This window comes from Lelliottia nimipressuralis, from assembly GCF_004115925.1.
GTDB classification, from domain to species: Bacteria; Pseudomonadota; Gammaproteobacteria; order Enterobacterales; family Enterobacteriaceae; genus Enterobacter; species Enterobacter nimipressuralis.
Genome location: NZ_SDDX01000001.1, coordinates 408,776 through 423,118, shown reverse-complemented (window position 1 = coordinate 423,118; position 14,343 = coordinate 408,776). Strand labels below are relative to the sequence as shown.

Sequence of the window (14,343 nt, the reverse complement as noted above, 5' to 3'; positions counted from 1 at the left end):
GAGTATTAATGGACGTGAACGCCTAACCGCCAGGCAAAGTAGATCTCTTCTTTCAGTTCGTTTGAAGAGAGCGCGAGCAGGTCGGCAAACTCCAGTTCAAGCTGTTTCAGCTTTTTCAGGTACTGCGCCGGGGACAGGTTGCTCTTATCGCGACGTAAAAACTCTACTGCCAGTTGGGTGGGGCTCATTTCGGTATCCATAACATCCTCTCTATGTACAAAACCTGACCAGTATAGCACGTCTGACTGACCAATTTTTGACCAAAAACAATTCCTCAAGGATGTTTACCTTTATTTAAACCACCGCTGTCGTCAGACGCGACGAACAGCACAGCCTCTCCTGCTCGTCAAAAATATCGATTTGCCACACCTGATGACGACCGCCCGCATGGAGCGCGCGACAGACGCCGCGCACGCGCCCGCTGCGTACGGAGCGAATGTGGTTGGCATTCACTTCCAGCCCCACCACCTTTTGCTCCCCGTCGGTACAGAGGTAACCCGCCACCGATCCCAGCGTCTCCGCCAGCACCACGGATGCGCCGCCGTGCAGCAGGCCAAACGGCTGATGCGTGCGGCTGTCCACCGGCATGGTGGCTTCAAGGACATCTTCGCCGATACGGGTAAACTGAATATCGAGCAACCCGACCATATTCCCTTCGCCCATGGCATTGAGCACCTCAAGCGTCACGGTACGTTTCCAGATCATCCCATAATCTCCAGTAAAGCCTGCAATGGATGGCGAACGCCGCTTCCTTCAACGCGTTTCACCTGGCTGCGACAGGAGTAACCCGTCGCCAGACAGCGGTTTCGCGGCAAACGCTGCATGGCCTGATGCCATGACAACTCGTAGATCCCAAGCGAATTCGCGTGGTTTTTCACTTCGTGCCCATAAGTCCCGGCCATCCCGCAGCAGCCGACGCTGACGTTTTCCAGCTTCGCGCCAAAGCGGGCAAAAATAGAGGCCCATTGCGCTGGGGCACCTGGCAGCGCGGTCACTTCCGTGCAATGTCCAAAGAGATACCAGGCTTCACCGCTGACCTCTTTTGTCTCGGCAGAGTGCAGCGCCGCAGGCAGCCATTCATGCACCAGCATAACGCTGAAATCCCCGCGCTTGTCGCCCAAAGTCTGTTTGTACTCATCTCGATAACAGAGCACCAGCGCCGGATCGACGCCCACCATCGGCATGCCCAGCTGCGCGATACGGTTCAAAAAGTCCGACGTTTTCTGCGCCGTTTTCGCAAAGCGCGTCAGGAACCCTTTAATGTGCTGCGCTTTACCGTTCGGCGAGAATGGCAGCACCACCGGCTGATAGCCGACGCGCTCCACCAGCCGCACGAAATCGGCCACCACCTGCGCCTCGTAGTAGCTGGTAAACGGGTCCTGCACCACCAGCACGGTTTTCGCTTTTTGCTCGTCGCTCAGGGCCTCCAGCTGTTCCAGCGTCATATTGGCCGAACGGTGGCCCACCAGCTGGCGTTGCAGAGAAGGCGTGGAGAGCAGCGGCAGATCGACCATGCCGATATGTTTTTCGGAAAGTTTGCGCACCAGCGGCTGATTGATAAAGAAGTTGAACGTCTTCGGCGCGCGCGCCATCAGCGGGGCGTAGCTTTCGACCGTCGCCACCAGGTGATCGCGCACCGGGCGCAGATAGCGGGAGTGATACAGCTGCAGGAAGCGCGAGCGGAACTCCGGCACGTCGATCTTGATCGGACATTGCGTCGAGCAGGCTTTACAGGCCAGGCAGCCGGACATCGCCTCTTTCACTTCATGGGAAAAATCATACTCGCCCTTACTGGCGTGCCAGCTGTTCCTGGAACGCTCAATCAGCGTGCGCAGGCTGGCGCGTTTTTCCGGTAGATCGCTTTCGAGTTTGAGCGGGTCCACGCCGCGATCGGCCAGCAATCGCAGCCACTCGCGCACCAGCGTCGCTCGCCCTTTCGGGGAATGAATGCGGTTGCTGGTGATTTTCATCGACGGGCACATCGGGCTTTTCACGTCGAAGTTAAAGCACAGACCGTTGCCGTTACACTCCATCGCCCCGCGCCAAGAGGAACGCACCGCGATCGGGATCTGGCGGTCATAGGTGCCGCGCTTCACCGCGTCGACCTGCATCATCGGATCGTCCACACCCGCCGGCGGACAGATTTTTCCTGGGTTCAGGCGGTTATTCGGGTCAAACGCCGCTTTGATTTTGCGCAGTTCGCCGTACAGCTGCTCGCCGAAGAACGCCGGGCTGTACTGGGCGCGGAAACCTTTCCCGTGCTCGCCCCACAGCAGGCCGCCGTATTTTGCCGTCAGCGCGACCACGTCGTCGGAGATCTGCTTCATCAGCATCTCCTGCTGCGGGTCGCACATATCCAGCGCCGGACGCACGTGCAGCACACCGGCATCCACGTGACCAAACATGCCATAGCTCAGGCCGTGGCTGTCGAGTAACGCGCGGAACTCCACAATGTAATCCGCCAGATGTTCCGGCGGCACGCAAGTATCTTCCGCAAACGGAATCGGTTTGGCCGCGCCTTTCGCATTCCCCAGCAGGCCGACCGCTTTTTTACGCATAGCGTAAATGCGCTCAATGCCCGAGAGATCGTTGCACAACTGCCAGCCAATCACGCCGCCCTCGCCCTGCGCGATCAGTTCGTCGAGTCGGGTACAGAGCGTCTGCACCTGTGAGTCGATAAGCTCCGCATCATCGCCAGCAAATTCAACAATGTTCAGGGCCAGCATCTCTTTATCAGGCACATCGGTGATCAGCTCGCTGACCGAATGCCAGACGATATCTTCCCGCGCCAGATTGAGCACTTTCGAGTCGACGGTTTCCACCGACAGGGCGCGCGCCTCGACCATAAAGGGCGCGTTGCGCAGCGCCGCATCGAAGGAGTTGTATTTAACGTTCACCAGACGGCGCACTTTCGGCAGCCGGGTGATATCCAGACGGGCTTCGGTAATAAAGGCCAGGGTGCCTTCCGAGCCGGTCAGAATACGGGTGAGATCGAACTCGCTCAAATCGTCATTAAAGACGTGGCGCAGATCGTAGCCCGTCAGGAAGCGGTTCAGTTTCGGGAATTTATCGACAATCAGCTGGCGGTTATCGCGACAGCTTTCGAGCACGCTGCGATAAATGCGCCCGACCGCCGTGTTGTCCTGCCCGAGGGTTTCAGCCAGCTGTACTGGAATCGCCTGGGTGTCGAGAATGTCCCCGCCCAGTAGCACCGCGCGCACGCCCAGGACGTGATCGGAGGTTTTACCGTAAACCAGTGACCCCTGGCCGGAGGCATCCGTATTAATCATCCCGCCCAGCGTGGCGCGGTTGCTGGTGGATAATTCCGGAGCAAAGAAGTAGCCGTAGGGTTTCAGGAACTGATTGAGCTGATCTTTAATCACCCCCGCTTCGACGCGCACCCAGCCCTCTTCCGGGTTGATCTCGATGATACGGTTCATATAGCGCGACATATCAATGATAATGCCCTGATTCAGGGCCTGACCATTGGTGCCTGTCCCACCCCCGCGCGGGGTGAAGACCAGCGACGCAAAACGCTCCTGCGCGGCCAGACGGGAAAGCAACGCCACATCGGCGGTGGAACGGGGGAAAACGACGGCATCGGGAAGTAACTGATAGATACTGTTGTCGGTCGCCATCGTCAGCCTGTCGGCATAATTGGTGGCGGTATCACCTGTAAAACCCTGTTGCTCCAGTGCTTGCAAATAAGTCAGCACCAGCTGAACGACGCCAGGTGCCTGAGAAATCAATGGGATCATTACGGAAGACCCTAAATAGTGTTGTTGCCCTCTCGATAATCCGCGATGCGACAAGGCCGCAAGGGCGCGAATTATGACGGGGATAATCGTTTGCGTTGTGTTTGAATTGTTGTATCACATTTTTTTCTTATACGCCCATCAGTTTTACGGGCAGAATTCGCCTGTCAAAAATCGCTGAAATCACTAATGATTAAGGGATGCGATTTTCTGTTTCGGCCAGCCGGTCTGGTCTTCATGTAAGGTAAATTTCATTTATGGTCACTTCTCGTCAGCCCAGGGACGTTGCGCAAATACTGCTGTCGGTGCTGTTTTTAGCCATCATAATTGTTGCGTGTCTATGGATAGTTCGCCCCTTCGTCCTCGGTTTTGCGTGGGCAGGTACGGTGGTCGTTGCCACCTGGCCACTGTTATTACGTCTGCAGAAACTGTTTTTTGGTCGTCGTACTCCCGCCGTTCTGGTGATGACGCTGCTGCTGTTTCTGGTCTTTATCATTCCGATTGCGCTCCTGATTAACAGCCTTGTCGATACCAGCGGGCCGGTGATTCGTGGGATCACCAGCGGTGAGATGACCGTGCCGGATCTGGCGTGGCTTAACAGCATTCCGTTGGTCGGCGCGAAGCTTTACAGCGGCTGGCACAGTCTGCTGGAGATGGGCGGCAGCGCGATCATGGCGAAAGTTCGGCCATATGTCGGCACTACGACCACCTGGTTTATCGCCCAGGCGGCCAATATCGGCCACTTTATGATGCACTGTACTCTGATGCTGCTTTTCAGCGCCCTGCTCTACTGGCGCGGTGAACAGGTGGCACAGGGCGTACGTCATTTTGCGACCCGTCTCGCAGGGACACGCGGTGACGCGGCGGTGCTGCTGGCAGCCCAGGCGGTTCGTGCGGTGGCGTTGGGTGTGGTTGTCACGGCGCTGGTGCAGGCGCTTCTCGGCGGGATTGGTCTGGCGATAAGCGGCGTGCCGTACGCGACCATTTTAACCGTCATTATGATCCTCACCTGTCTGGTCCAGCTTGGCCCGTTGCTGGTGCTGGTCCCTTGCATTATCTGGCTCTACTGGAGCGGTGATACTACCTGGGGTACGGTACTGCTGGTGTGGAGCTGCGTGGTGGGCACCATGGATAACGTCATCCGTCCGATGCTTATTCGTATGGGCGCGGATTTGCCGTTGATTCTGATCCTCTCCGGCGTCATCGGCGGGTTGATTGCCTTTGGGATGATTGGGCTGTTTATTGGCCCTGTGCTGCTGGCCGTGACCTGGCGTCTGTTCTCCGCGTGGGTGCATGAAATTCCACCGCCAGGTACCGACCCTGAAGTGGCGCTGCATAATCTCGAAGAACTTGACGGCAAGAACAACCCGTAATGTATCGTCAGGCGAGGCCACTCGCCTGACACTTAAGCACGCCTAATCTTTATTAAGACTTTTCTCAGGTTCAGCCCGCTTCGTCTGGTCTCGCCCCGCCCTAAATCTTCATAGTTCTTAAACTATTGAGACGAATCTGATCGACGCTAAAACGTCGCATGTCCTACTATTAAGTCACGGTTATGAATCAACGCATTGATTTATAAGCATGGAAATCCCCTGAGTGAAACAACGAATTGCTGTGTGTAGTCTTTGCCCATCTCCCACGATGGGCTTTTTTTTGTCCTGCTTACGCTCGTTTTTACGCTCGTTCGATTTCACACGAACTCAGCATCTGCCACTTCTCCGGCAGTACCCGCGTCTCGCCAGTGACATTCACCGTCACCGCAGCGCGAATATCCGCTGAGGACAGCCCGACCTGCAGCTCAAATTCGCCTGGCTCAACCACTCTTTTACCGTCGCGGCGGGTGAAATTAAACATATCCACCGGCAGGCTGAAGATGAGCGTCGCCTTTTCGCCCGGTGAGAGCGTGACGCGCTGGAAGGCTTTAAGCTCCTGTAACGGTCGCACCATAGACGCCACGCGGTCGCGCACATAGACCTGCACCACTTCGCTGCCGCTACGTTCGCCGCTGTTTTGCACCGTCACGCTCAGCATCACCTCGCCCTCGACCGGGACAGACGTTTGCGCTAAACGCAGTGCATCGCAGGAAAATGTCGTCCACCCGAGACCAAAACCGAAGGGATAGCGCGAGCCAAAGTGGAAGGCGAACGGCGTGCCGCCGCTTTTCAGCTTGTGATTGTAATAGTACGGCATCGCACCCGCACTTTTCGGCACACTCACCACCAGCCGTCCCTGCGGTTCCGCGCGCCCGGTCAGCACATCGGCTATCGCCCAGCCGCCCTCCTGTCCTGGTGCCCAGGCCAGCAACAGCGCCGCGACCTTATCTTCCAGCCCCTGCAGGTTGTACGGACGCCCGCCCGTCATCACCACCACGACCGGCTTACCGGTTTCCACCAGCGCTTCCAGCAGGTGTTGCTGCACGCCGGGCAGGTTCAGGCTGTCGGTGTCGGAGCCTTCACCCACGGTACCGCTCTGGAATAATCCCGCCAGATCGCCCACGCAGGCGATGACGATATCGCTGTCCTGCGCCGCCCGCACCGCCTCTGGAATCAGACGGGTATCGAATGACACCGGCGATTGCTGCATCGGTTTGCCGCCGCTGTCGCCAGGAAATACCGGCGCGCCTGCCATGCGGTGCTCAATGATGTGGCAGCCTTTGGCGTAACGCACCTGGGCATCGCCCAGATAGTGTTTCAGCGCGGCAAGCGGTGTGGTTACCTGCGACGTCTCTTCCACCATATCGCTGATGATCAGATGCACCGGGAAGCTGTAGCCGCTCAGCAGCGCCAGCGGATCGTCTGCGGTTGGCCCTACCACTGCCACACGCGGTTTACCCGCAAGCGGCAGTACGCCGTTGTTCTCCAGCAGCGTCAGCGAGCGGGTTGCCACGTCGCGCGCCACCTGTCGGGTTTGCGCATTTTGCAGATCGATATTCTCTTCGCGCGCATACGGCTGCTCAAAAAGACCGAGGCGGAATTTTTCGCTCAGCACACGCGCAACAATTTCATCGATTTTATTCATCGAAATCAGCCCACGCTTCACGGCATCCGCCAGATGACGGGCGCAGTCGTCTTTCGGCAGCTCGACGTCCAGCCCGGCGTTGAACGCCAGCGCCGCAGACTCCGCCGCATCGTGGGAAATGCCATGATGCTGATGCAACAGGCTGACACCGCCGTAGTCGGCCACCACAATCCCATCGAATCCCCACTGCTCGCGCAGCACCGTGGTGAGCAAGAAGGCGTCGCTGTGGCCGGGCTGATTGTCGATATCATGGTAGGCCGGCATCACGGAACCGGCGTTGGCCAGTTTGACCGCCATTTCAAACGGCAGCAGGAACGTATCATTCAGCTCGCAAAAACCGAGATGCACCGGAGCATGGTTACGCGCCCCCTCGCTGAAAGAGTGGCCGACATAGTGTTTGAGGGTCGCCAGCAGATCGCGTTTTTCGCCCTGCAATCCGTCGACATACGCGGTCGCCATGACCCCGACCAGCCACGGATCTTCACCGAAGGTCTCTTCGGTACGCCCCCAGCGCACGTCGCGAGAGACATCCAGCACCGGGGCCAGCCCCTGCTGACAGCCCACCGACCGCGCCTCAGCGCCGATCTGTTGTGCCGCACGCTTAACCAGCTCCGGGTCCCAGGTCGAACCGTAGTTGAGGGATGAAGGAAACAGCGTCGCGTCTTTGCACAGCAGGCCGACCAGGCACTCCTCATGGAACAGCGCGGGGATCCCCAGCCGGGTCTCCTCCATCATCATCCGCTGCAGGCGGTTTGCCGCACGCACGCCGGTGTGCGCATCCACAATGTGCGTTCCCAGCGGACGGGTAATTTGCCCGACGCCCAGTTTGAGCCGCTCGCTCAACGCCGCCTGTTCGCTCACGCCTGCAAATTCGTCGCTAAGATCGCTACGCTCACGGTGGTTGCCGCCCTCATCCAGAACCAGCCAGTAGGCATGCATCTGCGCGAATTTCTCTTCCGGGGTCATACGTGCCAGCAGATCGGCGACACGCTCTTGCACGGGATATCCCGCATCCTTGTAGATGGCAGTCATGTTTTACTCCTGTGTAGCAGAATGAAATGCCGGGCTGGTCTGCCCCGCATCAGTGCGCGCTTCGCGCTTGCGGGCAAGCTCTTGTGCGATGGAATCCACCAGGCGGCTGTTCAGTTTGTAAATAGCGAGCAGCACCACCATGGCGATAAACAGCACGCAGGGGATCAGGGTGAACAGCGCGTTAATCGTGGTTAGTACCTGCGGGCTTTGAATTGCCTGACCGGGGACATAACTCACGATTCCCAGTACCCAACCAACCACCGCACCGCCGAGGGCGAGGCCGAATTTGATGGCGAACAGCGCAGTGGAAAAGACCAGCCCGTCCAGACGGCGACCGCTGCGGTGCTCCTCGTAATCCACCACATCTGAGAACATGGTCCACTGCAGCGGCGTGGTGAGGTTCTGGATAAAGCTAAAGATGATGTTCAGGCCGAAAATCAGCCAGATTTGCGTCGGCGGCAGGAAGAAAATCATCGCGCCAAATATCACAAAGGAAATAATCGTCCACTGATAGGCACGCACCCGGTCAAATTTACCCAATAACCGTTCAGATAATAAGGCTCCGCTTAAAGAGGCCACCATTCCGGAAACGATAAAAGCAAAGACTAAATCCGGGCGCAGCAGCACATAATTGACGTAATACATCGTGGCGGAACCGCGTGTGACGACTGCCGTCAGCAGTAAAATATTAAACACAAAAACAATGCGCCATTGGCTGTTGGCGGCCAGTAATTTTAAATCCGTGAGCATCGAGCCGGAGGTATCATTACGCGGAGAATAACGCTCGCGGGTCATAAAGAAGCAGATGAAGAATAAGATAATGCCTAACAGGCCCATCAGACTCATAGCATAGAAATAGCCTTTCTGCACATTCCCCTGGCCTAAATGGGAGACCAGCGGCAGGGCGATGACCGTAACAATCAGGCCGCCAATAAAGGACAGTCCAAAACGCCAGGATTGCAGGGAATGGCGCTCGCGCGGGTCCATCGTCAGGGCACCTGGCATCGCGCAGTACGGCACATTAATCGCGGAATAGATCAGGCTCAGCAAAGTGTAAGTCACGCAGGCATAGGCAATTTTCGCCGTTGGCCCGACATCGGGGACATAAAAAGTTATCAGACAGCTTACGCCAAATGGAATGGCGAACCACAGCAGCCACGGACGGAAACGCCCGTGCCGGGTCTGGGTGCGATCCACCAGCGCGCCAATGCACGGGTCGACAAAGGCATCCACCACGCGCACCACCAGAAACATGGTGCCCATGATCGCGGCGGGCAGGCCAAATACATCCGTATAGAAATATGCCAGAAATAAGGTGGCCGTTTGCCAGACCAGCGCACTGGCCATATCACCCAGGCCGTAACCTATTTTATCTTTGGTACGTAATACAGAGGAGATTGTCATTGTTAATTGCCTTTTATCGGTTAAAACGTATTTCAACCAGTTGCGCAAGATGTAGGGTAATGCGCAGTAAGGCTCAATTATTAGCAGCGCTTCGCTGGCTAACAATTGTAGAAATTAACAGACTGATTACGATATTTGGTTAATTGCGCTAAGTGTGACGGGGAGCATAGTGGGGGAAATAATGTCGCCGTCCCTTTAAGAATAAAAGGGACGGCGCGATCAATACTACTTATTCAGTTCAGCCAGGCTCAGCCAGGTTTGCACCACGGTGTCCGGGTTCAGGGACAGGCTATCGATCCCCTCTTCCATCAGCCATGCGGCAAAGTCTTCGTGATCCGATGGACCCTGGCCACAAATCCCGACGTATTTACCCTGTTTCTTCGCGGCGCGGATGGACATCGACAGCAGCGCTTTCACCGCTTCGTTACGTTCATCGAACAGCTCAGACACCACGCCGGAGTCGCGGTCCAGACCCAGCGTCAGCTGCGTCATATCGTTAGAGCCGATAGAGAAGCCGTCGAAGTGTTCCAGGAACTGCTCTGCCAGCAGGGCGTTAGACGGGATTTCGCACATCATAATGATCTTCAGCCCGTTCTCGCCGCGCTTCAGCCCCTGACGTGCCAGCTCTTCGACTACCGCTTTCGCCTGATCCACGGTACGCACGAACGGAATCATGATTTCGACGTTAGTCAGACCCATTTCGTTGCGCACGCGTTTCACCGCGTCACATTCAAGGGCGAAGCAGTCGCGGAAGCTGTCCGCCACGTAGCGGCCCGCGCCACGGAAGCCGAGCATAGGGTTCTCTTCTTCCGGTTCGTACCGCTCGCCGCCCACCAGGTTGGCGTATTCGTTGGACTTGAAGTCCGACAGACGCACAATCACCCGCTTCGGATAGAATGCCGCCCCCAGGGTGGCAATCCCTTCCGTCAGACGTCCGACGTAGAACTCTTTCGGTGAGTCATAGCCCTTCATCATCTCGCGGATTTCGTTTTGCAGCTGAGGCGTCTGGTCGTCAAACTCCAGAAGCGCACGCGGATGCACGCCGATCATGCGGTTAATGATAAATTCCAGACGCGCCAGGCCGACGCCTTCGTTCGGCAGACAGGCGAAATCGAACGCACGATCCGGGTTGCCGACGTTCATCATGATTTTCAGCGGCAGATCCGGCATGGTATCGACGCTGGAGCTTTTAACGCTGAAGTCGAGAATATCGGCATAAACATAGCCGGTGTCGCCTTCAGCACAGGAGACGGTGACTTTCTCATCGTCTTTCATGCGTTCCGTGGCATCACCGCAGCCGACAACCGCCGGAATGCCCAGCTCGCGGGCGATGATCGCCGCGTGGCAGGTACGGCCACCACGGTTGGTCACGATCGCCGCCGCTTTCTTCATGATCGGTTCCCAGTCCGGGTCGGTCATGTCTGTTACCAGCACATCACCCGGCTGAATACGATTCATCTCGCTGATATCGTGGATCACTTTAACCGGGCCGGCACCGATGCGGTGACCAATCGCACGCCCTTCGGCGACAATTTTGCCCTGGGCATGCAGCGTGTAACGTTCCATCACCTGGCCGCGAGAACGCACGGTTTCCGGACGCGCCTGCACGATAAACAGTTTGCCGGTGTGGCCGTCTTTCGCCCATTCGATATCCATCGGACGTGCGTAGTGTTTTTCAATCTGAACGGCCTGTTTCGCCAGCTCCTGTACTTCCGCATCGGTCAGGGAGAAGCGGTCGCGCTGCTCCTGCGGCACGTCCTCGATTTCCACCTGTTTGCCGTGTTCCTGGCTCGGGGCGTAAATCATGCGGATTTTTTTGGAGCCCATGGTGCGGCGCACAATCGACGGACGGTTGGCCGCCAGCGTCGGTTTGTGGACGTAAAATTCGTCAGGGTTAACCGCGCCCTGCACCACCATCTCACCCAGACCCCAGGCCGAGGTGATAAACACCACCTGATCGAAGCCAGATTCCGTATCGATGGAGAACATCACGCCGGAGGAGCCGATGTCGGAGCGCACCATGCGCTGCACGCCCGCAGAGAGCGCGACGCCACGGTGGTCATAGCCCTGATGCACGCGATAGGAGATCGCGCGGTCGTTGAACAGGGAAGCAAAGACATGCTTCACCGCCACCAGCACCGCGTCGTAGCCCTGAACGTTCAGGAAGGTTTCCTGCTGACCGGCAAAAGAGGCGTCCGGCATATCTTCTGCGGTGGCAGAGGAACGCACGGCGAATGAGGCCTGCGCGTCGTCAGCAGAGAGTTGGTTATAAGCATCGTGAATCGCTTTTTCCAGCTCCGGCTGGAAAGGTGTGTCGATAATCCACTGGCGGATCTGCGCACCGGCTTTGGCAAGCGCGGTTACGTCATCAATATCCGTTTGGTCCAGCAGGTCGTAAATGCGCTGGTTAACACCGCTCTGGTCTAAAAAATAGTTAAACGCGTCGGCAGTTGTGGCAAACCCGTTCGGTACGGAAACACCCATACCCGACAGATTTGTAATCATTTCACCCAGGGAGGCATTTTTGCCTCCAACTCTGTCTACATCATTCATGCCGAGTTGGTTATACCAAAGCACCAGCGGTGACGAGCCATTGTTGGACATCGAAACAATCCTTTTGTGATATTTAAACGGAGTAAGTAACGCCTGACTTCGTATTTATACTGGCATATTTATTCCCGGCAAAAAAACGGTGAATCGTGTAAGCACTTTTATTTTTCTTTTTTTCGGACACTTTCCCATCATTCGCTAACCCGATGATTCCTATAGATTCGTGCTAAAACCCTTAAAACAAAGTGACTAATTTAAAAATGAAATCCACTTTTCAGTAAAATCAAAAACACCGTTTCATTTGTAAATCAGACAAGTTCTTTGCTGTGTATTTTACTTTTTTAATTTATGCTTTCAGACAATTACGTACGATATTCAGGGTGGATAAAATGGATAATGCTGTAGATCGCCACGTTTTTTATATTTCTGATGGTACGGCGATCACCGCCGAAGTGCTGGGGCATGCGGTGATGTCGCAATTCCCCGTTGCGATTAACAGCATCACGCTGCCGTTTGTCGAAAATGAGAGCCGCGCAAAAGCGGTGAAAGAGCAGATCGATGCGATTTATCAGCAGACCGGTATTCGTCCGTTAGTCTTCTATTCCATTGTTATCCCCGAAATTCGCACCATTATTTTGCAAAGCGAAGGTTTCTGTCAGGACATCGTGCAGGCGCTGGTCGCTCCGCTGCAAAGCGAGCTAAAACTCGATCCGACACCCGTTGCCCATCGCACCCACGGCCTGAACCCCGGGAATCTGGTGAAGTATGACGCGCGTATTGCCGCCATCGATTACACCCTCGCCCACGACGACGGAATTTCGATGCGCAATCTCGATCAGGCGCAGGTGATTTTGCTCGGCGTGTCGCGCTGCGGCAAAACCCCGACCAGCCTCTATCTGGCGCTCCAGTTTGGTATTCGCGCCGCGAACTACCCGTTTATCGCCGATGATATGGATAACCTCGTGCTGCCCGCCGCTCTGAAACCGCTGCAACATAAGTTATTCGGTTTGACGATAAACCCCGAACGTCTGGCCGCCATTCGCGAGGAGCGTCGTGAAAACAGCCGTTATGCCTCGATGCGTCAGTGCCGCATGGAGGTCTCTGAAGTGGAAGCGTTGTACCGCAAAAACCAGATCCCATGGCTGAACAGCACCAACTATTCGGTGGAAGAGATCGCCACGAAAATCCTCGACATCATGGGGTTAAACCGTCGCATGTACTAATATGCTAGTACGATAGTTTATTTTCAGTTATCATCGCGTTCACGCTTCGGGGCAGAGTGGCCCCGAACTTGAATTCAGCAGGGATTGGTTTAAGGTGATGCCCATCACTTCCCGGTAGTCTGCCGATGAAGCAAAAAATTCTGAGAACTTCCATGAACAAAACCGACGAACTTCGCACAGCGCGTATCGAAAGTCTGGTGACGCCCGCCGAACTGGCCCAGCGCCATCCTGTCTCCGCAAGCGTGGCGGAACACGTGACAGCGTCACGTCGACGCATTGAAAAAATCCTCAACGGTGAAGACCGCCGTTTACTGGTGATTATTGGTCCCTGCTCCATTCACGATCTCGATGCGGCGATGGAGTATGCTCAGCGCCTGAAAGTGCTGCGCGATAAGCACCAGGATCGCCTTGAAATCGTGATGCGCACCTATTTTGAAAAGCCGCGCACCGTGGTGGGCTGGAAAGGTCTGATCTCCGATCCTGATCTGAATGGCAGCTACCGTGTGAACCACGGTATTGAGCTGGCGCGTAAACTGCTTTTGCAGGTCAACGAACTGGGCGTGCCGACCGCGACCGAGTTTCTGGATATGGTGACCGGGCAGTTTATCGCCGATCTCATCAGTTGGGGGGCCATCGGGGCTCGCACCACGGAGAGCCAGATCCACCGCGAGATGGCCTCGGCGCTCTCCTGCCCGGTAGGCTTTAAGAATGGCACCGATGGCAATACGCACATCGCGGTGGACGCCATTCGCGCCTCGCGCGCCAGCCATATGTTCCTCTCGCCGGATAAAAACGGCCAGATGACCATCTACCAGACCAGCGGCAACCCGTACGGCCATATCATCATGCGCGGCGGTAAAAAACCGAACTACCACGCGGAAGATATCGCGGCGGCGTGCGATACGCTGCACGAGTTTGATCTGCCTGAGCATCTGGTGGTGGATTTCAGCCACGGCAACTGTCAGAAACAGCATCGTCGCCAGCTGGATGTATGCGATGAGATTTGCCAGCAGATCCGCAGCGGGTCCACCGCAGTGGCCGGGATTATGGCCGAGAGCTTCCTGAAAGAGGGCACGCAGAAGGTGGTGGCCGGTCAGCCGATCGTTTACGGCCAGTCGATTACCGATCCGTGTCTGAGCTGGGAAGATAGCGCGTTGCTGCTGGAAAAACTGGCGGCAGCGGTCGATACCCGGTTCTGATCTCCCTGCCCCATTGTGCCGGGTGGCGCTCTGCTTACCCGGCCTCTCCTCGTTTCTGCATAACGTCCTCAATCCGTAAGAATTGATCTCGTCACAAAATTTTCACAAAAACGCTTGCCGTGAAATTTCACTTTGTTGATAATGATTATCATTGTTACATTG

General features: G+C 56.2%; 9 protein-coding genes and 1 other RNA gene. 4 read left to right on the top strand and 6 right to left on the bottom strand.

Features of this window, described 5'->3' with window-relative positions; translation table 11 throughout:
• Positions 1–5: 5 nt before the first annotated feature.
• The 3 genes from ETG88_RS02025 to ydiJ all read right to left on the bottom strand — a co-directional run bounded on the left by ETG88_RS02025 (position 6) and on the right by ydiJ (position 3,758).
• On the bottom strand, positions 6–200 hold the full coding sequence (locus ETG88_RS02025) for a YdiH family protein (RefSeq protein WP_100780454.1): 195 nt from the start codon (positions 198–200) through the stop codon (positions 6–8).
• Positions 201–294: 94 nt separating this feature from the next.
• Positions 295–705 (bottom strand): 1,4-dihydroxy-2-naphthoyl-CoA hydrolase, encoded by a 411-nt coding sequence (menI, locus tag ETG88_RS02020; protein ID WP_100780455.1) that lies wholly within the window; start codon positions 703–705, stop codon positions 295–297.
• Positions 702–3,758, bottom strand: coding sequence for a D-2-hydroxyglutarate dehydrogenase YdiJ (ydiJ, locus tag ETG88_RS02015; RefSeq protein WP_129034430.1), 3,057 nt, complete (start codon positions 3,756–3,758; stop codon positions 702–704). Before ydiJ ends, menI begins: the two co-directional genes overlap by 4 nt.
• Before the next feature lie 254 nt (positions 3,759–4,012).
• Here ydiJ and ydiK point away from each other — a divergent pair, with 254 nt between their 5' ends.
• Both ydiK and rprA read left to right on the top strand, forming a co-directional pair.
• Positions 4,013–5,128, top strand: a complete 1,116-nt coding sequence (gene ydiK, locus ETG88_RS02010; protein WP_100780457.1) for an AI-2E family transporter YdiK — start codon at positions 4,013–4,015, stop codon at positions 5,126–5,128.
• A 176-nt stretch (positions 5,129–5,304) separates the two neighbouring features.
• An RNA gene (gene rprA / locus ETG88_RS02005) (antisense sRNA RprA) lies at positions 5,305–5,412 on the top strand.
• Between the two features lie 17 nt (positions 5,413–5,429).
• Here rprA and ETG88_RS02000 read toward each other — a convergent pair.
• The 3 genes from ETG88_RS02000 to ppsA all read right to left on the bottom strand — a co-directional run bounded on the left by ETG88_RS02000 (position 5,430) and on the right by ppsA (position 11,813).
• Positions 5,430–7,805: a glycoside hydrolase family 3 N-terminal domain-containing protein gene (locus ETG88_RS02000; RefSeq protein ID WP_129034429.1), complete on the bottom strand. Its 2,376-nt coding sequence runs from the start codon at positions 7,803–7,805 to the stop codon at positions 5,430–5,432.
• 3 nt (positions 7,806–7,808) lie between these two features.
• Entirely contained in the window at positions 7,809–9,209 is a 1,401-nt protein-coding gene (locus ETG88_RS01995; RefSeq protein WP_102103523.1) for an MFS transporter, read from the bottom strand.
• Between the two features lie 225 nt (positions 9,210–9,434).
• Positions 9,435–11,813 (bottom strand): phosphoenolpyruvate synthase, encoded by a 2,379-nt coding sequence (gene ppsA, locus ETG88_RS01990; RefSeq protein WP_100780460.1) that lies wholly within the window; start codon positions 11,811–11,813, stop codon positions 9,435–9,437.
• Between the two features lie 335 nt (positions 11,814–12,148).
• Between ppsA and ppsR the strand changes: the two genes are divergently transcribed.
• Positions 12,149–12,982, top strand: a complete 834-nt coding sequence (ppsR, locus tag ETG88_RS01985; RefSeq protein ID WP_100780461.1) for a posphoenolpyruvate synthetase regulatory kinase/phosphorylase PpsR — start codon at positions 12,149–12,151, stop codon at positions 12,980–12,982.
• Between the two features lie 152 nt (positions 12,983–13,134).
• Entirely contained in the window at positions 13,135–14,181 is a 1,047-nt protein-coding gene (gene aroH, locus ETG88_RS01980) for a 3-deoxy-7-phosphoheptulonate synthase AroH (protein WP_102103852.1), read from the top strand.
• Positions 14,182–14,343: the final 162 nt, after the last annotated feature.